The 24,310-nt window shown below is 57.0% G+C and carries 21 protein-coding genes and 1 pseudogene; 21 read left to right on the top strand and 1 reads right to left on the bottom strand.

All coding sequences use genetic code 11. The features are described 5' to 3' along the window. The first annotated feature begins 6 nt into the window (after window positions 1-6). The 20 genes and pseudogenes from Q7F15_RS18955 (at window position 7) to Q7F15_RS18860 (ending at window position 22,548) form a co-directional block, all read left to right on the top strand. A complete protein-coding gene (locus Q7F15_RS18955; RefSeq protein WP_304414796.1) occupies window positions 7-969 on the top strand; it encodes a substrate-binding domain-containing protein in 963 nt (320 codons plus the stop codon). Between the two features lie 161 nt (window positions 970-1,130). After that, on the top strand, window positions 1,131-1,841 hold the full coding sequence (gene treR, locus Q7F15_RS18950; RefSeq protein WP_171566075.1) for a trehalose operon repressor: 711 nt from the start codon (window positions 1,131-1,133) through the stop codon (window positions 1,839-1,841). Between the two features lie 102 nt (window positions 1,842-1,943). After that, window positions 1,944-3,356 carry a PTS system trehalose-specific EIIBC component gene (gene treP / locus Q7F15_RS18945; protein ID WP_171566076.1) on the top strand — a complete coding sequence of 471 codons (1,413 nt, stop codon included), beginning with the start codon at window positions 1,944-1,946 and terminating at the stop codon, window positions 3,354-3,356. 95 nt (window positions 3,357-3,451) lie between these two features. Continuing rightward, entirely contained in the window at window positions 3,452-5,134 is a 1,683-nt protein-coding gene (gene treC, locus Q7F15_RS18940; protein WP_171566077.1) for an alpha,alpha-phosphotrehalase, read from the top strand. Window positions 5,135-5,147: 13 nt separating this feature from the next. Beyond that, the gene (locus tag Q7F15_RS18935) at window positions 5,148-6,044 is read left to right on the top strand and encodes a Cof-type HAD-IIB family hydrolase (RefSeq protein ID WP_230077659.1); all 897 of its coding nucleotides are present in this window, start codon (window positions 5,148-5,150) and stop codon (window positions 6,042-6,044) included. A 330-nt stretch (window positions 6,045-6,374) separates the two neighbouring features. Continuing rightward, a complete protein-coding gene (locus Q7F15_RS18930) occupies window positions 6,375-7,418 on the top strand; it encodes a galactose ABC transporter substrate-binding protein (RefSeq protein WP_304414795.1) in 1,044 nt (347 codons plus the stop codon). An 83-nt stretch (window positions 7,419-7,501) separates the two neighbouring features. After that, window positions 7,502-9,022, top strand: a complete 1,521-nt coding sequence (locus Q7F15_RS18925) for a sugar ABC transporter ATP-binding protein (protein ID WP_171566082.1) — start codon at window positions 7,502-7,504, stop codon at window positions 9,020-9,022. 15 nt (window positions 9,023-9,037) lie between these two features. Further along, the gene (gene mglC, locus Q7F15_RS18920) at window positions 9,038-10,054 is read left to right on the top strand and encodes a galactose/methyl galactoside ABC transporter permease MglC (RefSeq protein WP_171566083.1); all 1,017 of its coding nucleotides are present in this window, start codon (window positions 9,038-9,040) and stop codon (window positions 10,052-10,054) included. Window positions 10,055-10,147: 93 nt separating this feature from the next. Then, window positions 10,148-10,807: a sporulation membrane protein YtaF gene (gene ytaF / locus Q7F15_RS18915; protein WP_171566084.1), complete on the top strand. Its 660-nt coding sequence runs from the start codon at window positions 10,148-10,150 to the stop codon at window positions 10,805-10,807. A gap of 48 nt (window positions 10,808-10,855) precedes the next feature. Continuing rightward, window positions 10,856-10,990 carry a hypothetical protein gene (locus Q7F15_RS18910; protein ID WP_256379887.1) on the top strand — a complete coding sequence of 45 codons (135 nt, stop codon included), beginning with the start codon at window positions 10,856-10,858 and terminating at the stop codon, window positions 10,988-10,990. A gap of 26 nt (window positions 10,991-11,016) precedes the next feature. Beyond that, window positions 11,017-13,800 (top strand): calcium-translocating P-type ATPase, SERCA-type, encoded by a 2,784-nt coding sequence (locus tag Q7F15_RS18905; protein ID WP_230077660.1) that lies wholly within the window; start codon window positions 11,017-11,019, stop codon window positions 13,798-13,800. 30 nt (window positions 13,801-13,830) lie between these two features. Continuing rightward, window positions 13,831-14,535, top strand: coding sequence for a sporulation protein YunB (yunB, locus tag Q7F15_RS18900; RefSeq protein WP_171566086.1), 705 nt, complete (start codon window positions 13,831-13,833; stop codon window positions 14,533-14,535). Window positions 14,536-15,111: 576 nt separating this feature from the next. After that, window positions 15,112-16,104 (top strand): copper amine oxidase N-terminal domain-containing protein, encoded by a 993-nt coding sequence (locus Q7F15_RS18895; protein ID WP_212133029.1) that lies wholly within the window; start codon window positions 15,112-15,114, stop codon window positions 16,102-16,104. Between the two features lie 165 nt (window positions 16,105-16,269). Then, window positions 16,270-16,663: pseudogene (locus Q7F15_RS18890) on the top strand (sporulation protein YunB); the annotation flags it as partial. Between the two features lie 245 nt (window positions 16,664-16,908). Next, complete coding sequence (locus tag Q7F15_RS18885; protein ID WP_304414794.1) at window positions 16,909-18,150, top strand: outer membrane protein assembly factor BamB family protein; 1,242 nt, start codon at window positions 16,909-16,911, stop codon at window positions 18,148-18,150. Between the two features lie 171 nt (window positions 18,151-18,321). Next, the gene (locus Q7F15_RS18880) at window positions 18,322-19,416 is read left to right on the top strand and encodes a PAS domain-containing sensor histidine kinase (protein WP_171566089.1); all 1,095 of its coding nucleotides are present in this window, start codon (window positions 18,322-18,324) and stop codon (window positions 19,414-19,416) included. Then, window positions 19,388-20,044: a response regulator gene (locus Q7F15_RS18875; protein WP_171566090.1), complete on the top strand. Its 657-nt coding sequence runs from the start codon at window positions 19,388-19,390 to the stop codon at window positions 20,042-20,044. The genes Q7F15_RS18880 and Q7F15_RS18875 overlap by 29 nt, the downstream gene beginning before the upstream one ends. A gap of 180 nt (window positions 20,045-20,224) precedes the next feature. Beyond that, window positions 20,225-20,377: a cytochrome c oxidase subunit 2A gene (locus Q7F15_RS18870; protein WP_171566091.1), complete on the top strand. Its 153-nt coding sequence runs from the start codon at window positions 20,225-20,227 to the stop codon at window positions 20,375-20,377. Between the two features lie 30 nt (window positions 20,378-20,407). After that, complete coding sequence (locus Q7F15_RS18865; protein WP_171566093.1) at window positions 20,408-20,875, top strand: cytochrome c oxidase subunit II; 468 nt, start codon at window positions 20,408-20,410, stop codon at window positions 20,873-20,875. A gap of 14 nt (window positions 20,876-20,889) precedes the next feature. Beyond that, complete coding sequence (locus Q7F15_RS18860; RefSeq protein ID WP_171566094.1) at window positions 20,890-22,548, top strand: b(o/a)3-type cytochrome-c oxidase subunit 1; 1,659 nt, start codon at window positions 20,890-20,892, stop codon at window positions 22,546-22,548. A gap of 106 nt (window positions 22,549-22,654) precedes the next feature. On the opposite strand, the gene Q7F15_RS18855 is transcribed toward Q7F15_RS18860, so the two are convergent. Next, on the bottom strand, window positions 22,655-23,401 hold the full coding sequence (locus Q7F15_RS18855; protein ID WP_304414793.1) for an SDR family NAD(P)-dependent oxidoreductase: 747 nt from the start codon (window positions 23,399-23,401) through the stop codon (window positions 22,655-22,657). A 169-nt stretch (window positions 23,402-23,570) separates the two neighbouring features. On the opposite strand from Q7F15_RS18855, the gene Q7F15_RS18850 reads away from it, so the two are divergent. Beyond that, on the top strand, window positions 23,571-24,203 hold the full coding sequence (locus tag Q7F15_RS18850; RefSeq protein WP_171566097.1) for a nitroreductase family protein: 633 nt from the start codon (window positions 23,571-23,573) through the stop codon (window positions 24,201-24,203). Window positions 24,204-24,310: the final 107 nt, after the last annotated feature.

The raw sequence follows: 24,310 nt of genomic DNA, 5'->3' as shown, positions 1-24,310 counted from the left end.
AGAGGAATGCACCAGTCAAGCAAACAGGCATGGCGAACATTCGTGTATCTGCTGCTGGCGGCGGCTGCCGTCCTGGGTGCCTGCGCCGATCCTGCCGCCGACCAGGTCAAACAGAAGAACGTGGCGCTCATCGTCAGGATGAAGCACGGGGATTATTGGCGGACGGTAAAATGGGGGGCGGAGATGGCCGCCAGAGAGTTTGGCGTCAACGTCAATTTCTACGCCCCCGATTACGAAGAAGACGTGAAGGGGCAGTTGGCGCAGGTCCGGCAGGCGTTTGCGGACGGAACAGCTGCCGTGGTGATCGCACCCGACAGCCAACAGGTCTTGGACGAAGCCACGTCAAGGGCAAAGGAACAGCGCATCCCCGTGTTGATCATCGATTCCGAACTGACGGGGCCGGGGGTGGTCAGCTGGATTGGCACCGATCATGTTGACTCGGGCAAACGAGCGGGCGAGAAGCTGATTGAACTGGTCGGAACGCATGGCAGGATCGCCGTCCTGGGCGGGGGAAACACCGCCCAGCGGGAAAAGGGACTGCTGGAGGCGATCTCCCACTATCCGGGGGTAACGATCGTGGCAAGGGAGGGCGCTTCTGATCAAACCCAGGCCAGTGAGCTGGCCGCAAGGATGATCGACTCCCATTCGCTCGACGGCATCGTGGCGCTTAACGCTGTCGCCGCGCTCGGCGCCGCCCAGGCGATTGAAAGTAAAGGACTGGCGGAAAAGGTGAAAGTGGTAGCCATCGACAGCCCGCCTGACGTGCTGGCGTACATTCAGGAGGGTGTGATCCAGGCCACGATCATGCAGAATCCGTTCAGCATGGGCTACCTGGGCGTCAAGCACGCGGTGGAGGCGATGAATGGCTTGCACGTCCCTTCCCGTATCGATACGGGAACGAAAATCATCGACATGGACAACATGTTCTGGTCGGAAAACCAAAAGCTGCTGTTTCCGTTTGTCAAGTGAGAGACCGCGATCCGCTGGAGGGAAGATGACGAGCCTCGCCCGATCAATCGCGCAGGACAAGCGCAATCAGGGGAGACGGGAAAGCAGGACTTTGCGTCGGCGGGCGAAATCAGATGTAATAGAGAGAGAAAAGGTCACCGCAAAAGCACAGGAGGCAGCAGATGAACAAGAGGTACACGGAAATATACGAAGACATCAAAAAACAGATACTGGATGGGACCTACCCGCCCGGGGAAAAGCTGCCTTCGGAAAACGAGTTTTGCCGGATATATCGGACAAGCCGGGGCACCGTAAGGCGGGCGCTTGATCTGCTGGCGAAGGAAGGATTCGTCAACAGCGTTCACGGCAAGGGCGTGTTTGTACTGGATGCGAATTTGATCACATTCTCGTTTGGCGGTCTGGTCAGCTTCAAGGAAGCGAGTGAAAGCAGCGGGCAAGCCTTTGTCACGACCGTTCCGCTGTTTGAGGTCGTCACCATAGACAAGCCGCTGCAGGCGAAAACCAAATTGCCCCTTGGACAGGAAGCGTACCGATTGTTTCGCGTGCGCAGCTTGAAAAACGAGCGCATTATTTTTGACATCAACTACTTCCGAAAAGATATCGTTCGCGACCTGACGCGGGAGATTGCGGAACAGTCCATTTACGAATACCTGGAAGACAAGCTGGGCGCAAAAATCGGGTTTGCCCGGCGGATTATTCACGTGGAGCCGGTTACCGCCCTCGACAAAGCCCATCTGGATGTAAAAGGGTACAACCTGGTGGCGGTGGTGAAAAACTTTGTCCACCTGCACGACGGCACGTTGTTTGAATACACCGAATCCCGGCACAGGCCGGACCGGTTTGAATTCACGGATTTTGCCCGACGCCGATAAGGCGTTCTTTTTTTGCACATGCTTACTTGTTTAAACAAGTATTGACGTACTTGTTTAAACAAGTGTATGATTTGAATGAAAACGATTACAGGAGGGGGACCCATGGAGATCAACAAGCGGGAAGTAGAGCAGATACTCCAGGCTGTAGGCGGCCGGGACAACATCGCAGCTGTATCCCACTGCGTCACCCGGTTGCGGTTTGTCTTGAAGGATGAAGGGCAAGTCGACAAGACGCTGCTGGAATCAATCGGAATCGTCAAAGGTTCGTTTTCTTCGAACGGTGAATTCCAGGTGGTCATCGGCCAGGGATTGGTCAACAAGGTGTACGACGCGCTGCTTAACATCGCTGACATCACAGGCGCCACCAGGCAGGAGACCAAGGAAGCGGCTGTTAAAAAATTGAATCCGTTCCAGCGAGCTGTGAAAACGCTGGGCGATATCTTCATTCCCCTCCTTCCTGCCATTGTGACGGCGGGTCTGCTCATGGGGATCAACAACGTGCTGACCGGGAAGGGAATCTTCTACCCCGACGCGTCGCTCGTCGACGTTCACCAGCAGTGGAAAGATTTTGCGGGCATCATTAATCTTATTGCCAATACGGCGTTTGTATTCCTGCCGGGCCTGATTGGCTGGTCTGCCGTCAAGCGTTTCGGCGGAAGTGAACTGCTGGGTATCGTCCTCGGTCTGATGCTGATCCATCCCGATTTGTTGAACGCGTGGGGTTATGCCCAGGCAGTAGCGGATGGAACAGTGCCGTACTGGAATCTGTTTGGCTGGGAGATCGCCAAAATCGGCTACCAGGGACAGGTGCTGCCGGTGCTGATCTCTTCCTACGTGCTGGCCAAAGTGGAAACGTTTTTGACCAAGCGGATTCCCGACATGTTTCGGCTGCTGCTGGTGGCTCCCATCAGCCTGCTCGTGACGGGCTTCCTGTCCTTTACCGTGATCGGACCGCTGACGTTTGGAGTGGCCAATTGGCTCACGTCCGGATTCGTCTCGTTGTTTGACGCATTCAGCATCCTCGGCGGATTGCTTTACGGCGGGTGCTATGCGCTGCTGGTCGTAACCGGCATGCACCATACCTTCCTTGCCGTAGATTTGCAATTGATCGCCAGCACCGGCGGCACATTCCTGTGGCCGATGCTCGCGCTGTCCAACATCTCCCAAGGGTCTGCAGCCCTGGCAATGATGTTCGTGTCCCGGGAGGAAAAGCTGAGAGGCATGTCGCTGACCTCCGCCGTCTCCGCCTTCCTGGGCATCACCGAACCCGCCATGTTTGGCGTCAATATTCGCTACCGGTACCCGTTTGTGTCCGCGATGATCGGATCGGCCATCGGGGCTGTCATTCTCACGCTGAGCAAGGTAAAAGCCGCGTCGATCGGTGTGGGAGGGCTTCCCGGTTTTCTCTCGATCTTTCCTGAACACTGGGGAGCATTCTTCCTCGGCATGGCAGTCGCGCTGGTGGTGCCCTTCACACTGACGTTCCTGGTGGGGAAAACGAGGAAAACACAATAACAAAAAGAGAGAGATGGTGAGCATAGCAACCGATCTGCAGGGGGTTTTGGCAGATTGGTTGCTATTGCCCATTATGGAAAAGGAGTGGATCAACAATGGCGAAACCATGGTGGAAAAAGGCGGTCGTGTATCAAATCTATCCGAAAAGTTTCATGGATACCACCGGCAGCGGTACCGGCGATCTGCAGGGAATCATCGAAAAACTGGATTACCTGCAGGAACTGGGCGTCGACGTGATTTGGCTGACCCCCATCTACCCGTCGCCGCAGAGAGACAACGGGTACGACATCAGCGATTACTGCGATATCAATCCCGCGTACGGTACGATGGAAACGTTCGAACGACTGCTGCAGGAGGCCCATGCCCGGAACATCCGGGTCATCATGGACATAGTCGTGAACCACACCTCGACCGAACACCCGTGGTTTCGTGAAGCGTCCAGCTCCAAACAGAGCCCGTACCGCGACTATTACATCTGGAAGGACGGGAAAAACGGCGGTGCGCCCAACAACTGGCGCTCCAAGTTCGGCGGCAGCGCCTGGCAGTACGACGAGACCACGGGGCAGTACTATTTGCATCTGTTCGACGTCACCCAGGCGGATTTGAACTGGGAAAACCCCAAACTGCGCCAGCAGGTCTACGAAATGATGAACTTCTGGCTGGACAAAGGCGTGGACGGGTTTCGCCTGGATGTGATCAACCTGATCTCCAAAGACCAGCGTTTTCCCGATGACACGCTGGAGACGCCGATGGACGACGGCCGCAAGTATTACACGGACGGCCCGCGGATTCACGAGTTTTTGAAAGAGATGAATCGTCACGTGTTCGCCAGGAAGCCTGACCTCCTCACCGTGGGCGAGATGTCGTCCACCTCGATCGAAAACTGCGTGAAGTATACCCGGCCGGACGAACACGAACTGAACATGGTGTTCAGCTTCCACCACCTCAAGGTGGATTATCCCAATGGAGAGAAGTGGGCGCTGGCCGACTTTGACTTTCTCCAACTGAAAAAAATCCTCGGCGAGTGGCAGTACGGCATGCAGAGCGGCGGAGGCTGGAATGCGCTGTTCTGGTGCAATCACGACCAGCCGAGGGCGATCTCCCGATTTGGAAACGACCGGGAGTATCACCGGGAATCGGCGAAAATGCTGGCGACCACGATTCACCTCATGCAGGGCACCCCGTACATCTACCAGGGGGAGGAAATCGGCATGACCAACCCCTATTTTGACGAGATTTCCGCGTACCGGGATGTCGAGTCGATCAACGCCTACCGCCAGCTTCAGGAGCAAGGGAAGCAGGAGCAGGAAATCCTGGCCATTCTGCAGCAAAAATCACGGGACAACGGGCGCACGCCCATGCAGTGGGATGACAGTCCGCATGCCGGGTTCACGTCGGGAACCCCCTGGATCAACGTGGCACCGAACTACAAGGAGATCAACGTGAAGCGCGCGCTTGAAGACGAGGACTCCGTTTTTTACCACTACAAAAAGCTGATCCAGCTGCGGAAGACATATGATGTCATCGCGTACGGCGATTTTCGGATGATTCTGGACGATCATCCGCAAATCTTTGCGTATCTGCGGACGTACGGAAACGAAACCCTCCTGGTGGTAAACAACTTCTACGCCAGCGAGACGTCTTTTGCGCTGCCCGACGATATTCGTCTGGCAGGGGAGCCCACCCTGCTGTTGTCCAACTACCGGGACACGGGGCTTGACGTCCGTTCGCTGTCTCTGCGGCCGTACGAATCGGCTGTCTTTTACTTCGCCGGTTAAGGGGGGACGACTGGTGACGAATACCGTGACCAATGCCGAGAAACGCTGCCGGGTAAAGCTTATCGCGCTCGATATGGACGGGACCCTGCTGAACAGGCAGCACCAGGTGAGTGCAGAAAACGCCCGGGCGGTTCAACAAGCACAGAGCAGCGGCATCACAGTGGTTGTAGCGACCGGCCGATCGTACAAAGAAGCCCTGCCGCCGCTTGCGGCAGCCGGCATCACCTGTCCGGTCATCTGCGTGAACGGGGCGGAGGTGCGGAGCGAAACCGGGGAGATCGTCCGAAGTATGCCGATCCCCCCGCAGACGTATGAGGAAGCGGAGGCTATCCTGCGGCAGGAAGACATGTATTACGAACTGTACACGAATCGGGGGACGTTTACGAACGACCGCGATAAGGCGTTTGCCGTCCTGCGTGCGTTTATCCAAAGCGCGTTTCCCGGCACGGATGAACAGACGATCCGTGCAGCGCATGAGCGTCGTTTTTCCGCCGGGGAACTCGCCCCTGTGGACTCGTACGCGTCCGTGCTCGGCCGATCCGGCGAGCACCTCTACAAATTAATGGTCTTCTCCAGGGAGGGGCAAAAGCTGGATCGTGTGTCCCGCAGACTGGCAGCCGTGAACGAGCTGGCCGTCAGTTCGTCGGCAGCAAACAACCTGGAAGTCACGCACAGGCTTGCGCAGAAGGGAATCGCGCTGCGGGAACTGGCGGACAGACTCGGCATTGCCCTGGAGGAGACGATGGCCATCGGTGACAGCTTCAACGACTTGTCGATGCTGCGCATCGTCGGCCTTGGCGTCGCGATGGGAAATGCCGATGACGAGATCAAGCGGGCCAGCGCTGTCGTGACCGACACCAACGATCAGCACGGCGTCGCTCGTGCGATTCGGGAATGGGCGCTTTTCTAGGCGGTCCAGCGTGCTGCGCTGGCCGCCCGCCCTTGGGGGCGAGGGTGAAAGGGAGGCGAACTTTAATCTACATGAATCCCTCCATTCCAATGCCGGAGATGATGTAAATATCAGAAAGACGGCATTATCACGATCTCCAGAAACTGCGCTGCAAGCTGATCAGAGTATTGCCTGTGTGACTGCGGGAGGAACGGCTCCGCTTTTTTTTTGTCGAAAAGTTTCCTGAGAATTTTGATAGAAATTCACATGATTTTTTATTAATTTTTCGTTTGCAATCGCTTACATTGGAACAGTGGGCACCACCATAGAGCTCGAAAAGGGGGATTTCAGATGAACAAGTTTGTTTCTACAGCGACAGCGGCCGTGCTGGCCCTTTCCATTGCCGGATGTTCGGGATCAGGCGGCTCCCAGCCGACAGCAGGCGAGGGAGGAGGAGGTGCTTCCACTCCCAAAATCGGTGTCGCCATCTACAAATTTGACGATACGTTCATGACAGGCGTGCGCAACGCCATCTCCCAAAGCGCGGAAGGGAAGGCCCAGGTCGACATCGTCGACAGCCAAAACTCCCAGCCGACGCAAAACGACAAGGTGGATCTGTTCATCACCAAAAAGGTCAACGCGCTGGCCATCAACCCGGTTGACCGCACTGCAGCCGGCGTCATTATCGACAAAGCCAAGCAGGCCAACATTCCGGTAGTCTTTTTCAACCGGGAACCGATGCCGGAGGACATGCAGAAATGGGATAAGGTGTACTACGTCGGGGCCAAGGCGGAAGAGTCCGGTACCATTTCCGGTCAGATCATTGCCGACTACTGGAAAGCCCATCCCGAAGCGGACAAGAACAAGGACGGCGTCCTGCAGTACGTCATGCTGAAGGGAGAACCGGGGCATCAGGATGCCGAACTGCGAACCAAGTACTCGGTGAAGGCGATTGAGGACGCCGGGATCAAGGTGGAAAAAGTGGCGGAAGACACGGCGATGTGGGACCGCGTGAAAGGCCAGGAAAAAATGGCGGCGTTCCTCGCTTCTGCGGGAGACAAGATTGAAGCCGTACTTGCCAACAACGACGACATGGCGCTTGGCGCGATTGAGGCGTTGAAGGCGGCCGGGTACTTCAAGGACAACAAGTACATCCCTGTCGTAGGCGTGGATGCGACGGCACCGGCCTTGAAGGAGCTGGAAAACGGCACGCTGCTGGGTACCGTCCTGAACGACGCGAAAAACCAGGGGCAAGCCACCCTCAACATCGCCGCCGTGCTGGCGCAAGGTCAAACGCCGACCAAAGAAAACACCGGGTACGAGATTACTGACGGCAAGTACGTCTGGATTCCGTACAAGAAAATCACCAAGGAAAACATGGACGAGGCGAAATAAGACTCTCTGCCGGTGCCCGAAGGCTTGGCAATCGCCAAGTCTTCTTTACATTCCATATAAGACTAGCGGGGGAGGGACATGCCATGACGAATAACGGTTATGTATTGGAAATGATCAACATCTCCAAGGAATTCCCGGGGGTCAAGGCACTGGACGGCGTTACGCTGAGGGTAAGGCCCGGCACTGTTCACGCGCTGATGGGGGAAAACGGTGCGGGAAAATCGACGCTGATGAAGTGCCTGTTCGGCATCTACAAGCCGGACGGGGGCGAGATTCTGCTTGACGGCAAAAAGGCGGTGATCAACAACGCCAAGGATGCGCTGGAGAATGGCATCGCGATGATTCATCAGGAGCTTCACCCCGTTCCGTATCGCAACGTAATGGAAAACATCTGGCTCGGTCGGTTCCCGGTCAAACAATTCGGCCCGTTCGCATTTGTCGACGAGAAAAAGATGTACCAAGACACAAAGGCGCTGTTTGCCGATCTGGGCCTGGAACTGGATCCCCGAGAGGTTGTGAAAAACCTGTCCGTCTCCAAGGTGCAGTCGCTGGAGATTGCCAAAGCGGTCTCCTACCGCTCCCGCGTGATCGTGATGGATGAACCGACCTCATCGCTCACGGGCAACGAAGTGGAGCAGTTGTTCCGGATCATCGCCGAGCTGAAGAGCCGGGGCGTGGCGATCATTTACATTTCCCACAAGATGGAGGAAATCCTGCGCATCTCTGACGAGGTGACGATCATGCGGGACGGCAAGCTGATCGGCACATGGCCGGCAGAGGAGCTGACCACCGACCTGATCATATCGCGCATGGTCGGCCGCGACCTCACCCAGCGTTTCCCCAAGCGGGAGAATGTGCCGGGAGACGTGGTGCTGAAGGTGGAGGGGTTGACATCGCCGCATGCCCATTCCTTCAAGAACGTGTCCTTTGAGCTGAGAAAAGGAGAGATTTTGGGGATCGGCGGGCTGGTCGGCTCGCAGCGGACGGAGCTGGTCGAGGCGCTGTTCGGGCTGCGGGCAGTCTCGTCGGGACGGATGTTCATCCACGGCAAAGAGGTGAAAATCAAATCGCCAATCGAGGCCAAAAAACACAAGATGGCGCTTTTGACGGAGGAGCGGCGCGTCACCGGCATTTTTCCGGTGCTGTCCATCCTGGAAAACGCTCTCATCGCCAACCTGTCCCGGTATGAGAAGCCTTATCTGCTGCTTGACGAGAAAAAGCGGAAGGAAGAAGCGAGCAAAAGCATTGAACTGCTTCGGGTAAAAACGCCCTCCCTGAAGCAGCAGATCAAAAATCTGTCCGGCGGAAACCAGCAAAAGGTGCTGCTGGCCCGCTGGCTGCTGACCGAGCCGGACATTCTGCTGCTGGACGAACCGACGCGGGGGATCGACGTCGGAGCCAAGTACGAAATCTACTCCATTATTGCCGAATTGGCCAAAGCAGGAAAGAGCATTATCATGATCTCTTCCGAAATGCCTGAACTTCTGGGTATGTCGGATCGGATCATGGTCATGTGCGAAGGGCGCCTCTCCGGTTTTCTCGACGGGAAAGAGGCGTCAGAGGAACAGGTGATGCGCCTCGCTACAGCGTACATGGCGGGGTAGAGGAGGAGAGAAACCATGAGTAAACTGAAAGCGACATCCATACGTGAATTTTGCACGCAAAACGCTATCTACATCGTGCTGGTGGCGCTAATCGTGGGAATTGCCATCTACGACAGCCAATTTTTATCCGTGACCACCATTCGCGACATTTTGCTGCAGTCTTCCACCCGGGCAATCATTGCCCTGGGCGCGGCGTTTGTGCTGATCACGGGGGGCGTCGATCTCTCGGCGGGACGCGTAGTGGGACTGACGGCGGTGCTGTCTGCCTCCATGCTGCAAATGCAGGATTATCCGCGCCGCTTCTTTCCGGATCTGCCTGACATGCCGCTGGTGGTGCCTGTGCTCCTGGCGATTTTGGCGGGTCTTGTCGTGGGGCTGATCAACGGGGTGATCGTGGCCAAGTTCAGTGTCCCGCCGTTTATCGCCACCTTGGGCACCATGGTCATCGTCTACGGGGCAAACTCCATCTACTTTGACATGGAGCCAAACGAATCGCAGCCGATTGGCGGCTTGCGGCAGGATTTCAGCCAACTCGGCACCGGGTACATCGGTACCGGCCCCTACTCGATTCCCTACATTGTCATTATTGCGATCGTCGTGTCCATTCTGGTATGGGTGATTTTCAACAAGACCCGGCTGGGTAAAAACATGTACGCGATCGGCGGCAACATGCAGGCGGCGACCGTATCGGGCATCAACGTGGGGCTGAACCTGATCATCATCTACGCCATCGCCGGGGCGCTGTATGGTCTGGCCGGGGTGCTCGAAGCAGCGAGAACAGGCGGGGCTACCAACAACTACGGCAACATGTACGAGTTGGATGCGATTGCTGCCTGCGTCGTGGGGGGAGTCTCCACGTCGGGCGGTATCGGGACTGTGCAAGGCGTTCTGGCAGGGGTGCTCATCTTTGGCGTGATCAACTACGGTCTTACCTTCATCGGCGTCAATCCGTACTGGCAGTTGATTATCAAGGGATTGATTATCGTGGCCGCAGTCGCCTTTGACATTCGCAAATATCTGGCGAAACGGTAACCGGTCGATCAATATCGGAAGCGGAGCGAAGCCCCGCACAATGGATAAGCCTGTGGCGTATAAGTAGAAGGCAAGGGAAAAGAGGTGACTCCATTGAGCGGCTGGTTTTCGCTCCTTCTTGTCTCCCTGGCGATCAGCATGGACAGTGTCAGCGTCGGGATGACGTACGGACTTCGGAACATGCGGATGCCGTTTCTCTCGCTTGTCGTCGTGGCAGGCTGTTCGTTTTCCGTCGTCTACGCGGTGATGACGGTCGGGTCCACCCTCACGTTCTGGCTGTCCCCGGAGTGGGGCAAACGGGTGGGGGCGGCTGTGTTGGTGGGGCTGGGGCTGTTCACGCTGTGGCGGCTGTTCTCTCCCCGTGCCGACAGCACCAGTCAGGACGACGACCATCGTCAAAAGGAAGCCGAGCAGGCGCTGGTTTCCCAGTTTCGCGCGTTTGGATTGATCATCCAGATTTTGCGGGACCCGTCCCGGGCGGACGCAGACCGCTCCGGCCACATCATGGGCTGGGAGGCGGTCATGCTGGGCCTGGCGCTGTCGCTGGATGCGTTTGGCGCCGGCATCAGCCTGGCGTTTTTCGGCTATCCGCCGCTGTCGGTCGCCTTGTGCATCGCGGTCATGAGCGCCGCGCTGCTCGCCTTGGGCATCGCCCTGGGCCGCCGCGCCGGTCAAACCCGCTGGCTTTCTCGCCTGACCTGGCTGCCGCCGATCCTGTTGATCTGTATCGGATTGGCCAAGAGCATCACATAGTCCGGGAGATACACCCCGTCCTTCCCAAAATGGAGGACGGGGTTTTTTATGGCGAAAACGACGGCGGACATGGGTGACCGGCCGCAGTGGACACCTGCTGACAGACTTCATCTCAAGGGGCCGATCAGGCCGGCGATGGACGAGTGGGTTATTTTGAGGCTCGTCAGCATACATATGAGATGAAAGCGTAGGGGATGGAGGAGATTCAGGTGGACACACAGCCGAATCAAAAATGGTACATGCTGACGTCAGCGAATGTGGCAGATGTGCTTGACAGCGACGCGGACCGCGGTTTGTCGCAAGAAGAAGCAAAGCGGCGGCTGTCCCGCTATGGCCCCAACCAGTTGGCGGACACGAAGCGAAAGCCGCTGTTCACTGTCCTGATCGACCAGTTCAAGGATTTCATGGTGCTGATCTTGTTTGGCGCCACGCTGATTTCGTACGCGCTGGGCGAGTACCTCGACGCCATCACGATCATCGCCATTATTTTCATCAACGGGTTGCTGGGCTTCATCCAGGAAGCCAAGGCGGAGCGTTCGCTGCAGGCGCTCAAAGAACTGGCATCCCCAATGGCACGGGTGGTGCGCGACGGTCAGGTGCACATGATTCCCGCATCTCGGCTGGTTCCGGGCGACCTGGTGCTCCTGGAGGCGGGGGATAGGGTGCCGGCAGACATGCGGCTGTTTGAAGCCAACCGACTGGAGATCGAAGAGTCGGCGCTGACCGGGGAATCGGTGCCGGCCGGCAAGACGGCCAAAACGCTGTCTCCGGCGGGCGGGGAGAACATTCCGCTGGGCGATCAGAAAAACATGGCGTTCATGGGCACGATGGTGACGGGAGGGACCGGACGGGGAGTGGTGGTCTCTACCGGGATGGAAACGGAAATCGGCAAGATCGCCCATCTGATGAACGCGGCAGAGGAGATGGGGACCCCGCTGCAGCACCGCCTGGAACAAATGGGAAAAATCCTCGTGGTGGTCGCCGTCCTGTTGACACTGGTCGTCATTGGGGCAGGCGTATGGCACGGGCACGACCTGTTTACCATGTTCCTTGCCGGAGTCAGCCTGGCAGTCGCGGCGATTCCCGAAGGACTGCCGGCTATCGTCACGATCGCGCTGGCGTTGGGCGTTCAGCGGATGATCAAGCGCAATGCCATCGTTCGCAAGCTGCCGTCGGTGGAAACGCTGGGCTGCGCCTCCGTCATCTGCTCCGACAAAACCGGGACACTGACGCAGAATAAAATGACCGTTACCCGGGTGTGGCACAGCAATACAGTCTACGAGGTGACAGGCAGCGGCTACGAACCGGAGGGGGTGTTTCTCCTGGGCGGTCGGCAGGTGTCTCCTGCCCGCGACGCAGGGCTGTCCTACATCCTGCGGATCGCCGATCGCTGCAACAACGCCCGGCTGTCCTGCGAGGACACGCGCAAGCTGCTCGGTATCGGCAAAACGGAGCGCCGGTGGCAGGTGGTGGGCGACCCGACGGAGGGAGCGCTCAAGGTGCTGGCCGCCAAAGGGCAGGGCGCGGAACGCGTGAAAAGCGGACAGCAGGAGACACGTGTGGAGGAGCTGCCGTTTGACTCCGAGCGCAAAATGATGTCGGTGGTGGAAAAAAGTGCGGACGGCGGCTTCACGCTTTTGACCAAAGGAGCGGCGGAAGCGGTGCTGGCCCGCTGCAGCCACATCCTCTGGAACGGAGAGGTGCAGCCGCTGAGTGCGTCGCTTCGCCATCAGGTGCTGAACCAGACGGAAGAGATGGCGTCACAGGCGCTGCGGGTGCTGGCATTCGCCTACAAAACACTGCAGGGGTATCGGCCGGGACATCCGTTGGGGGTGCTGGAGAGCGGCCTCGTCTTTGTCGGTCTGGCAGGCATGATCGACCCGCCGCGCGAAGAAGTGAAGTCGGCCATCGACCTGTGCCATCAGGCGGGGATCAAGACGGTGATGATCACCGGCGACCACAGGGTGACGGCAGAAGCGATCGCCCGGCAGATCGGTCTCATGCGCGGGTACGGCCAGGTGATGGAAGGGCGCGAACTGGACAACATGAGCGACGAGCGTTTGGCTGAGATCGTGGAACAGGTCGCCGTGTACGCGCGCGTCTCGCCGGAACACAAGTTGCGGATCGTCCGCGCTCTGCAAAGCAAAGGCCACGTCGTCGCGATGACCGGGGACGGCGTAAACGACGCACCGGCTGTCAAGACGGCTGACATCGGCATCGCCATGGGCATCACCGGCACGGATGTGACCAAGGAAGCGGCCGATCTGGTGCTGCGGGACGACAATTTTGCCACCATTGTCGCCGCCGTGGAGGAAGGGCGCAACATCTACGACAACATCCGCAAATTTATCCGCTATCTGCTCGCCTCCAACGTCGGGGAGATTCTCGTCATGTTTTTTGCCATGCTGCTCGGAATGCCCTTGCCGCTGGTGCCGATTCAGATATTGTGGGTCAACCTCGTCACCGACGGTCTGCCGGCCATGGCGCTGGGCGTCGATCCGCCGGAAGCGGACACGATGTATCAGCGGCCGCGCCACAAGCATGAGAACATTTTTGGCCGGGGACTCGGGTGGAAGATCATCAGCCGCGGCTTCCTGATTGGGGGCATGACGCTGCTGTCTTTCTGGTTGACGCTCCGGGAAAACCCCGATGATCTGGTGCATGCGCAGACAGTCGCGTTTGTCACCCTGGTGATGGCCCAACTGATTCACGTGTTTGACTGCCGCAGCCAATACAGCGTGTTTCATCGCAACATCTTTGAGAACAAGTTCCTCGTCTGGGCGGTCCTTTCATCCGTGCTGCTGGTGCTGGGCGTGGTCTACATTGATGCGCTTCAGCCGATCTTTAAGACCACGGATCTGTCTTTCCGCGATTGGGCGCTGATCCTCGTGGCAGCAGGCGTGCCAACGTTTGTCGCGGGCATTGGCGGGGCGCTGCGGAGCGGCCGGCCGCGGAGCACGGCAGAACGGTCGATGAGGGCGGTCCGTTCCTGAGAAGCATGTCGGATAGCGGGAGAGAACGACGTGTGGGGCTACAGGAAAGGCGGGTGGCGCCGACGGGGCCGTCGCCTGATCGCGACGCTTTTGGCCGTGATGGCCGGCCTCTTGGTGCTGTTTGTGATCGTCGAACGGCGGATTGAGCCGACTCTGATGCTGATTGCCGCGCAAAAAACGGATCAGATCGCAAAATTGGCCATCAGCGATGCGGTGACCAAGCGGCTGACACAGCAAGGGATCGATTTCGACGACATTGTCATTTTGGAAAAGGACAGTGACGGAAACATCCTGGCCGTGAATTTCAACTTCAAGCAGTATGCGCGGATTGTAGGGGAGACCACTTCCCGCATTCAAGCCCGGCTGAAAGAGTTTGAGGAAGAGAACGTCGTGGTGACGGTGCCGCTGGGGCTGGCCACGAAAAACGTCTTTCTGGAGCACTTCGGACCGGAGATTCCCGTCTCGTTCGTGCCGGTCGGATCGGTCAAAACCCGGTTGGAGACCGGACTGAAACAGGCGGGGATCAACATGGTGCTAATCACCGTCTACATTTGGGTGGAGGTGGACCTCAGGATCGTCATCCCGTTTGCCACGGAGCAGCGGACCGTGACGACGCAAATCCCGATTACGGAAGCGTTGATCGTCGGCAAGGTGCCCGATTATCTCTACAACAATCCCGCCGGCAAACCGGACGTACCGATGCCGAGAAATGAGCAGATGATACATCAGCCATAATGGAAGAGGGGCGGCAGTTTGGCCGCTCCTGAATCCTGCGAATTCCGAGAAAAAGCTGCTGCAAAAGTTGCGAATCTACAGTAATCTGATAGTGAGCCATTTTCAAAATCCCCCTTTCCTGGAATGTTTTGTGGTCAACTTCATTCTGCCCGAGGGTTTTTGAAATGGCTCTCTTTTTTTCAAAGAGACTCCGTTTTTACACAATGTATATGGACTCAACTCGAGAACATTAATTTTTAGTGGGAGAAGTAATTTATGAATAAGTTTTTGCTCGGGGTAGTATTATCCGTATTTATTATAATATCTGCTGTAGCAAGTCTTTATTTTCGACTAAATCCACCAAACACAGTAGGAATTATACCTTCTAGAAATGTGACCACCGAGACATATCTTAATTTCGCAATACATTTATTAACCGGGATCAGCTTTTTTGTCTTTTTTATTATTTCTTGGAAGGGGAAGAAATAACGACAAGCGTCAATCAATAGTTTGTTGAAACGTATCAAAAACTATTCCGTCCAATGAAATGAATAGAAGCACAAATCAAGTACAAAACAAGCATTGGAGGAATGCAGCATGAAAAAAATTCGTACAGGCATGATGACATTGGCGGCTTTGGCCGTGCTGGGAACGAATATCGTATCGGCTGCCTCCGAACCAGTAAAAAAACTGTCGGTCAATGTAAACGGAAGCGCGCTTGAGCAAGCCGCGATTTTTGATAAAGAGCAACAAACCGTTTTGGTTCCACTGCGTCCGGTAGCTGAATCCCTTGGGTACAAAGTAAGCTGGAACAACGAACTGAAGGCAGCGGAAGTGCAAAAAGGCGCGATCGCGAGCTACGCCAAAGCCGGGGAGGACCGCTACCCGTTTGCGAAAATGTACAAGACACTCGGAGCAAAGCCGCTTCTCCTAAACGGCAGCACCTATGTTCCAGTCGCTTTCGTGGATGAAATCCTGCAAGCAAAAGTCAATGTGACAGACAGTGCGGTGACGGTAGTGGACGAAGAGGCAGAAAAAGCGCCAGTGCGTACTGGCACGATCACGACGATCAACAAAACAGACGATGGCAAAGTTTCCATTGCGTTGAATGGATATGAGACAGGAATCATCCTGCACATCAGCGCGGAAACCAAAATTACCGACGCTGCGGGCAAAGAGCTGAAGCCGGAAGACTTGAAGCTTGGCATGGAAGTAGAAGCGACACACCATAATTTCATGGCGATGAGCCGGCCACCGCAGACAGGCGCGCTCAGCATTGTTGTCAAAAGCAGCCTGGAATCTGCGGAAGTAGTAGGGACAACAGGTAAAGTAGTCAGCATCGAGCCTGACCAGCAAGGCACCTATAAAATGCTGGTAGAAGGACGCGGTCTGACAGCGACCTCTCCGGAAAAAGTAGCGCTGATCATTAATGACAAGACGATCATCGTTAATGCCAAGGACAACAAAGCACTCAAACCGCAAGACTTGAAGGCTGACATGAACGTGTTTGCGTTCTACGGGCCAAAGCTGACACGCAGTCTGCCACCAATCGGTGTAGCAGAAAAAATCGTTGTGGATATCGCTGAATAAAAAAGGCCAAACAGCAACGACTGGCTGACGTGATAATAAGAGAAGTCTCATTAACGGAATGGAAAAGAACCGGGATGGCACCTGCTGTCCTGGTTTTTCTGTAAGAATTAATCAGACTTTGAAAAAGACTGGAAAATGAAGCGGGAGCGTCTGGGCAGCAATTTTGAGCCGACCCTGATGCTGATTGCCGCGCAAATAAACGGATCAGATCGCAAAATTGGCCATCAGCGATGCGGTGACCAAGCGGCTGCTACAGCAAGGGATCGATTTCGACGACATTGTCATTTTGGAAAAGGACAGTGACGGAAACATCCTGGCCGTGAATTTCAACTTCAAGCAGTATGCGCGGATTGTGGGGGAGACTACTTCCCGCATTCAAGCCCGGCTGAAAGAGTTTGAGGAAGAGAACGTCGTGGTGACGGTGCCGCTGGGGCTGGCCACGAAAAACGTCTTTCTGGAGCACTTCGGACCGGAGATTCCCGTCTCGTTCGTGCCGGTCGGATCGGTCAAAACCCGGTTGGAGACCGGGCTGAAACAGGCGGGGATCAACATGGCAATCCCGCCGGCAAACCGGACGTACCGCTGCCGCGAAACGATTCCAACGTCACCCAGCCGTGAAACGCTTGGCGGAGTATGCAGCAGAGACGGTGCAGCGAAGGCCGCCCCGTCTTTGTTTTGTCTGCCGGACCGGGAAGGAAAAACTCCACCAAAAAGACCAGAAAAAACATTACCTTTCACATATTCACGCCAATTGGCAATTCATGTAAAAATAAGGAGAATATTTGATGACGGAGCGTGAATCGAATGGGACTGATACCGCATGGAGGACAGAAGGGACGGGCGTGGAAATGGACGAGCCTGCTGGCGCTGGCCCTGGTTGGCACGGGTCCGCTGCTGTGGAGCGGTCAGGCGCAGGCCGTTGGAACGATCGAAGGACCGGCAGTGACCTGGGAAAAATCCCATCCCTACAGATACGGCGACTTTTACGGAAACGTGCAGCGCGGAACGAATGGCGAGATCTTCTTCTCGCGCCAGGCGGCTGACAAACGTACATACGAAATCGTCCGGGTGGAGCAATCAGGCACACTGACGGTGACACAGACGGTGACTGACGAGAAATTAGGTCGTCTGTCCCATTTTATTCAGACGAAAGACGGCGGCTTTCTGCTGGCAGGACTAACCAGGTCGAATGATCCAGAAGGGAATCTCCGCCTGATCAAGGTGAACGGCGACGGTGAAATCGCGTGGGCCAACACCTACCCCAAGTACGTCGGCATGGACATTCGCCTCCTGCAGACGGACGACGGCGGCTATGTGCTGGCAGCGGTGCTTGAACAGCAGGACCGCAGCACCGAACTGTTGCTCGCCAAACTGGAACAGGACGGGAAGCCAAATTGGGAGACGACGTTTGAAGGAGCGGCATACGATGCGGTCACCGCGGTACGCCAGACCGTTGACGGCGGCATCGTGCTGCTCGGGGCGGTTGGTCAGGAAGATGACTCGTACCGCCTTAACCGGGATCTCTTCCTCGCAAAAGTGGACAAGTCCGGAAAGACTGTTTGGGAACGCCGGCACGAGACCGGCCTGGACACCGTTCCCCGTGCTTTTGCGGAAACGCCGGACGGCAGTCTGGTCATCGCCGGGACGGACCGGACGATCAGCGACTACCGGGCTGGATACGGTCTGGGGTATCTGCTCAAGGTGGACAAAGACGGAAAAAACGTGTGGGAAAAGAGGTTTGCGGAGAAGACCCAGACCAGCGCACTCAACGACATCCAGGTGACGGACGACGGCGATCTTTTGGTCAGCGGCTGCGTGAAATACGAAGAGTTCAACATGAACGACGCCAGTTCGGACGGATACGCTGCCAGACTGGGTGAAGACGGCGTAACGGTATGGGAAAAGGTGCTGCCCAACAGCACTGAGCAGCGGGAACAGCATCTGCTGCTGCCAATCTCCGCCGAGGCTTTTCTCACGATTGGAACGGGGAAAAAGTACAAAGGCGGCGATTACGTGTTCTACGTCACCCAGCTGCAGGCCAAATAAAAGGCTTCCACGGTGTACAGGCAGGACACCGGCCACACCCAGGACAATCGCCCTGCGGGAAACGGGCTCCTTTGAGGGAGAAGAGCAGGGAGGTAGGGGAATTCCCCGATACACTTTCCCCCGTCCGCGTTCTACAATAACGGTAAGGATGTTTGTCTTGAGGAGGAGCGCATGGACGCGTGGATGAAAAAACTGGGCTCGTCGGAGGAAGCCTTCACCCTGCTTTCGTCCGTCTTTGCCAACGTCAGCGACGCGATTCTGGTGGTGGACAAAGAGGGAATGATCGTGACGGCCAACCCCGCGCTGGAGAAGATGTCCGGCTGGGCCACTGAAGAACTGATCGGGAAGCGGCACATATGTGAGCTGTGCCTGGGCATGGCAACCTGCCGGGAGGAAGCGACCTGTGCCGACTGCTTTTTCAAGCAGGAACAGATGCCGTCATTTGAGATGCGGCTGAAGACAAAGGACGGACGGGATTACCCTGTGGCTGCCAGCTCGGCCCAGCTGCCGGAGATAGACGGCGGCAAAATGGTGCTGATCCTGAGGGACATGTCGGATCAGCAGCGGGCTGAAAAGGAGCGGTATCAGCACAAGCTGACGAACTACGTCATTCAGGCCCAAGAGGAGGAGCGCAAGCGCATTTCCCGCGAGCTGCACGACGGCGTGGGACAGGCGCTGTACAGCATCCTCGTCGGGCTCAACGTGGTCGGCCAGAGCAAGCTGAGCGAACCGCTTCGGCAGCACGTGGCCGACATTCAACAGATGACGGCAAAGGCGATGGAGGAAGTAAAGCGCATGGCGCTGGAGCTCCGCCCCTCCGCCCTGGACGATTTGGGACTGCTGCCCGCCCTCCGCTCGCTGATCAAGCGGTTTGAAAAGAGCTTTGGCCTCTTGATCGACCTGCACGTGCAGGGGGACCGCCGGCGCTATCCCGCCGTGGTGGAGACCGCCCTCTACCGGATTGTGCAGGAGGCGATGACCAATGCCGCCAAATACGCCCAGGCGGACAAGTTGGGCATTGTGTTTGAGGATCGGGACAAAGAACTGGTGGTGACGGTTGTGGATGACGGGATCGGATTTGATGTGGAACGGGCGCAGAAGAAGGGCACCGGCCTGGGACTGTTTGGTATGAAGGAGCGGGCCCAACTGCTGGGAGGCACAGTCGACATCCGCTCGGCCCCCGGCGAGGGGACGACGGTGATCGTGCGCATACCGCTCGCAAAGGAGGAAACAGAAGATGGCCATTCGCGTCCTGATCGCCGATGACCATGCCATCGTCCGCTCAGGGCTGGGCATGCTGCTCAACGCCCATCCGGACATCGAAGTGGTCGGCTACGCCGCCGACGGAAAGGAAGCGGTTGACAAAGCGCTGGAGATACGGCCTGACGTCGTGCTGATGGACCTGAGCATGCCCCCGGGGGAGAACGGCCTGTCAGCCACCGCCCGGTTAAAAGAAGCAGCGCCTGACATCCAGGTGCTGGTCTTGACGATGCACGACGACGAGGAATACCTGTTTCGCGTGCTGCAGGCGGGGGCGTCCGGCTACATTTTGAAAAGTGCACCCGACCTGGACCTGATTGCTGCCATCCGGACCGTTCACCAGGGCATGGCCTACCTATACCCGTCCGCGACCAAGTCCTTGATCGAGGAATTCCTGCAGATGGTGAAAAACGGCGAAGAGCAGAACAAATACGAGATACTGACGGATCGGGAAAAGGAAGTGCTCATCCTGATCGCCAAGGGATTCAGCAACAGGGAGATTGCGGAGCAGCTGACCGTTTCGGTCAAGACGGTCGAGTCGCACAAGGCGCACATCATGGAAAAGCTTCATCTGCGCACCCGGCCGGATCTGGTCCGCTACGCGATCAAAAAAGGATGGCTTGATTTTGAATAGAGAAGGCAGACGGCGCATACCGCCGTCTTTTCTTTTTGGCCAAAATGTGACAGAAATCGGGAAAAATCGGGAGGTTCCTGGATCATTTTAGGGGTTTTCCCTGACTTACTTCCCTCATGCCGGGGGATAGAATGAAAGCGTAAAACGCAGCCGGTACGGCATGGAAAGGAGGAGCGAGCCGTGGAGACGCGTACGGAATCGCAGCACCAGGCCAAGCCGACGCAGCCCGAGCAGGAGAACCTGAAGGGCACGTTTGCCGCCGTGCTGTTGGTAGGGGCGTTCATTCTCCTCAGTTGGTTTGGCGTATTTGCCCTGTTTTTGAATCGGGCGTAGCAAGGTGAAAGGCAGAAGGGAGATGACACGATGCATTTGCACCGTTACGAGAAAATCTGGCTTGCGCTGGGAGCGGGAGGGCTGGCGCTGTTTATCGCACTCTTGTGCGTCAACGCGTTTGCCATGGGAATGGCTCCGCCAAGCAACATGGAGATGATTGACCCGGCCCAGGTGACCCAAACGCCTCCGTTTGACAACCCGGGGCTGAAAAAGGTGGGAGAGAATGAATACGACGCGTACATGACGGCGTTTGCCTTCGGATTTGCGCCGGGGAAAATGGAGGTGCCGCTGGGAGCCACGGTCAACTTCCACGTCACCAGCCCGGACGTAGTGCACGGGTTCCAGATTCCCGGAACCAACGTCAACTTCATGGTGATGCCGGGACACATCAACTCCGCGTCATACACCTTTGACAAGCCGGGCGAATACCTGATTCTGTGCAACGAATACTGCGGCGCCGGCCATCAGGTCATGGCGACCACAATCACGGTGAAATAAGGAGGTGACGGAACATGAAAATCGCTGTATTTAGTCAGACGCCTGTAGACCGCTCGACGGCTCGTCTCAGTCTTTCGTACATCTGGGTGGCGTATGTCGCGTTTGGACTTGCGGCGCTGGCTGGAATGCTGCAGGGGATGGTGCGCGGCGGCCTCATCGAACTGCCGAGCTGGACCAACTACTATCAGATTTTGACCGCGCACGGCGTGTTGATGGCACTTATCTTTACCACGTACTTCATCATCGGCTTTCTGCTTTCCGGGGTAGCGCGTACTACCGGCGGTGCCCTGCACGCCGCTGCCTTGAGATGGGGCTGGGCCGGCTGGGTGCTGATGACAGTCGGTACGGCCATGGCGCTCGTGACGATCATCACCAACGACGCGTCCGTTCTCTACACCTTTTACGCGCCGCTGAAGGCATCGCCGTACTTTTACATCGGGGCGGCCCTGCTGGTCGTCGGGAGCTGGCTGGGCGGATTCGCGATCTTCAGCAGCTATCGCAAATGGAAACGGGAAAATAGCGGGAAAATGTCACCCCTGTTCGTGTTCATGTCGGTCACGACCTTCCTGCTGTGGATCATCGCCACGCTGCCCGTGGCAGTGGAGGTGCTGTTCCAGCTGATTCCCTGGTCGTTTGGCTGGACCTCGACGATCAACATCATGCTCAGCCGGACGTTGTTCTGGTTCTTCGGCCATCCGCTGGTCTACTTCTGGCTGATGCCGGCGTACATTGCCTGGTACGTATGCGTGCCGCGGGTCATCGGCGGCCACGTGTTCAGCGACTCGCTGGCCCGGCTGGCATTTATCTGCCTGCTGCTGTTCTCCATCCCTGTCGGCTTCCACCACCAACTGATGGAACCGGGCATCTCGCCGGGATGGAAGATGATCCACGTCATCCTGACGCTGATTGTCGTGATTCCGTCGCTGATGACCGCGTTCTCCATGTTTGCCACATTTGAAACGACCGGACGGAAAAAAGGCGGAGTCGGCCTGTTTGGCTGGCTGAAAAAAATGCCGTGGTCGGATGTGCGCTTCTTCGCACCATTTGTCGGCATGCTGTTCTTCATTCCGGCCGGGGCCGGGGGGATTATCAACGCCAGCAACCAGATGAACGCCGTTGTCCACAACACAGTTTTTGTAACCGGCCACTTCCACATTACCATAGGAGCGGCAGTCGCACTCACCTTCTTCGGTGTCAGCTACTGGCTGATTCCGGCGCTGACGGGACGGACGCTCACCCGTACAGCCAACCGCATGGGCATGGTGCAGACGGTCTTTTGGGCAGTCGGCATGTTCCTGATGTCGTTTGCGATGCACTACATGGGCTTGCAGGGATCGCCTCGGCGAACCAGCTACACGACCTACATGGATCACCCGGTCGCGCTCGAATGGATGGATTATCAGCGCGTCATGGCCTTTGGCGGAGGCCTGCTGTTTACGGCGGCGATTCTGCTGCTGTTGATCCTCGGTTATCTGACGTTCTTTGCACCCAAAGGAAAAACCGAGTATCCGATTGCGGAAACGGAGACAGTACAACATACACCGCGCATTCTGGAGCGCTGGCCGGTCTGGGTGGGCGTGCTGGTCTTCCTGATCGTGATGGCGTACGGCTACCCGATCCTGGAACAGCTTAACCACCATCCGCCGGGTTCGCCGCCAATCCGCACCTGGTAGCAACGAAGGATTGGCACATGAAACAGGGACGGTTCCACGCAGCGTGATCTGCTCGGAACCGTCCCTTTTATGTTTTCGATGCGCAGTTCGCAGTCGGCGGCGCGGCTTACGGCACGTAAATCATCTTCCGCGTCATGCCGCCGTCGATCACCAGCTCCGCGCCGGTGACGAAATCGTTGCCTTCATCGGTCAAAAACAGGCAGGCGCGGGCGATGTCTTCCGGTTTGCCGACGCGTCCGGCCGGGTGCTGGTGGTGGTCCTCCGGCCGCAGTGCATAGTAATCGCCCGTCTCGATCCAGCCGGGCGAGATGGCATTGACGCGGATGTTGTCCGGTCCTAAAGAAACGGCCAGGGCGTGCGTCAAGGCGAGAATGCCCCCTTTGGAGGCGGCGTATGCCTCCGAGTGCGGTTCGGACATGTGTGCCCGCGTGGAAGCGATGTTGATAATCGCGCCGCCTCCGGATTGGCGCATCAGCTTGGCCGCTTCCCGGGAGCAGAGGAAGACGCTGCGCAGATTTGTGTTCAGAATGCGGTCCCACTCCTCGACCGAAAGCTCGTACGGTGAGGCCCACTGTGAGATGCCGGCGTTGTTTACGAGAATGTCCAACCTGTTCCAGCGGGACGAAACCATGCGCATAAGTGCCTCGATTTCGGCCGGGACGCTGACGTCGACCGGATGGAAAACCGCGGTTCCGCCTGCCGCGGTGATGGCTGAAACTGCGGCTTCTCCCGACTCTCGGTTTTGTTCGGCGACTACCACGTGGGCGCCGCGGGCGGCGTACAGGGAGGCGACAGCAAAGTCAATTCCCCGCCCGGCTCCGGTGACAACGACAATTTTGTTTGCAAACGACATGATTAATTCCTCCTGTCAACGAAAATGGGCCGGCCCCTCGAATGAAACGGGTGTGGAACACTGGTAAAGGAGCAAGACTGGTGTTCCGGCATATTGTATTGTTGCAATACGTAAGCGACTAATATAAAGTAAGAGTGTTACCATATGAGTGACAGAGGAGGCTTCCCGTATGCAAGCAGACGTAAAACTGACGGCTGAACAAGTCATGGAAGCACGCCACAGCGTGCGCAAATACGATCCCAACGCAGAGATTCCCCGCGAGGAATTAAACGAAATCCTGCGTTTGGCCGCGACTGCCCCGTCTTCTTGGAACCTGCAGCACTGGCGTTTTATCGTGGTGACGGACAGGGCCAAAAAAGAGCAGCTTCTGCCGATCGCCTACGGGCAGCAGCAGGTGGTAGACGCCTACGCCACTATTATTGTACTCGGCGATTTGGAGGCGGACAAATCGGCACGTCCGGTCTATGACGATGCGCTGGCCAAGGGGTACGTCACCGAACAAGTGCGGGAAACGTTGATCAACCAAATCGAAGAGACGTATCGCAACAATCCGCAAATTGGGCGCGACGAGGCGATCCGCAATGCTTCGCTCGCAGCCATGCAGTTGATGCTGGCCGCCAAAGCAAAAGGATACGACACGTGCCCGATGCTCGGCTTTGATAGTAACGCGCTTATCCAGGCGCTCAACATCCCGCCGCGCTACATTCCAGTGATGATGATTACGGTGGGCAAGGCCAGTGTGCCCGCTCGTCCGACCGCGCGCTTTGGCCTGGATCAACTGGTGATCGAAAACAGCTTCTAATCAGCTTCTCATCCCATCAGGCGAAAAACGAACAAGCCGGCAGCCCGTCCACGTGGAGAGGGCTGCCGGCTATTTGCCGTTCGTGGTCTGTTTTTGCAGTGGTCATC

It is taken from the genome of Brevibacillus aydinogluensis (assembly GCF_961514395.1).
GTDB classification, from domain to species: domain Bacteria; phylum Bacillota; class Bacilli; order Brevibacillales; family Brevibacillaceae; genus Brevibacillus; species Brevibacillus aydinogluensis.
The sequence above is the reverse complement of the archived record's forward strand: the minus strand, read 5'-3'. Positions and strand labels throughout refer to the sequence as shown.

What these genes read in the sequence shown, in the direction of transcription:
- Q7F15_RS18930 (WP_304414795.1), top strand. Translation starts at nt 6,375, where the DNA reads ATGAACAAGTTTGTTTCTACAGCGACAGCGGCCGTGCTGGCCCTTTCC.
- mglC (WP_171566083.1), top strand. Translation starts at nt 9,038, where the DNA reads ATGAGTAAACTGAAAGCGACATCCATACGTGAATTTTGCACGCAAAAC.
- Q7F15_RS18875 (WP_171566090.1), top strand. Translation starts at nt 19,388, where the DNA reads ATGGCCATTCGCGTCCTGATCGCCGATGACCATGCCATCGTCCGCTCA.
- Q7F15_RS18885 (WP_304414794.1), top strand. Translation starts at nt 16,909, where the DNA reads ATGGGACTGATACCGCATGGAGGACAGAAGGGACGGGCGTGGAAATGG.
- Q7F15_RS18865 (WP_171566093.1), top strand. Translation starts at nt 20,408, where the DNA reads ATGCATTTGCACCGTTACGAGAAAATCTGGCTTGCGCTGGGAGCGGGA.
- treR (WP_171566075.1), top strand. Translation starts at nt 1,131, where the DNA reads ATGAACAAGAGGTACACGGAAATATACGAAGACATCAAAAAACAGATA.
- Q7F15_RS18855 (WP_304414793.1), bottom strand. Translation starts at nt 23,401, where the DNA reads ATGTCGTTTGCAAACAAAATTGTCGTTGTCACCGGAGCCGGGCGGGGA.
- Q7F15_RS18925 (WP_171566082.1), top strand. Translation starts at nt 7,502, where the DNA reads ATGACGAATAACGGTTATGTATTGGAAATGATCAACATCTCCAAGGAA.
- treC (WP_171566077.1), top strand. Translation starts at nt 3,452, where the DNA reads ATGGCGAAACCATGGTGGAAAAAGGCGGTCGTGTATCAAATCTATCCG.
- treP (WP_171566076.1), top strand. Translation starts at nt 1,944, where the DNA reads ATGGAGATCAACAAGCGGGAAGTAGAGCAGATACTCCAGGCTGTAGGC.
- Q7F15_RS18955 (WP_304414796.1), top strand. Translation starts at nt 7, where the DNA reads ATGCACCAGTCAAGCAAACAGGCATGGCGAACATTCGTGTATCTGCTG.
- Q7F15_RS18860 (WP_171566094.1), top strand. Translation starts at nt 20,890, where the DNA reads ATGAAAATCGCTGTATTTAGTCAGACGCCTGTAGACCGCTCGACGGCT.
- Q7F15_RS18895 (WP_212133029.1), top strand. Translation starts at nt 15,112, where the DNA reads ATGAAAAAAATTCGTACAGGCATGATGACATTGGCGGCTTTGGCCGTG.
- Q7F15_RS18910 (WP_256379887.1), top strand. Translation starts at nt 10,856, where the DNA reads ATGGCGAAAACGACGGCGGACATGGGTGACCGGCCGCAGTGGACACCT.
- Q7F15_RS18850 (WP_171566097.1), top strand. Translation starts at nt 23,571, where the DNA reads ATGCAAGCAGACGTAAAACTGACGGCTGAACAAGTCATGGAAGCACGC.
- Q7F15_RS18880 (WP_171566089.1), top strand. Translation starts at nt 18,322, where the DNA reads ATGGACGCGTGGATGAAAAAACTGGGCTCGTCGGAGGAAGCCTTCACC.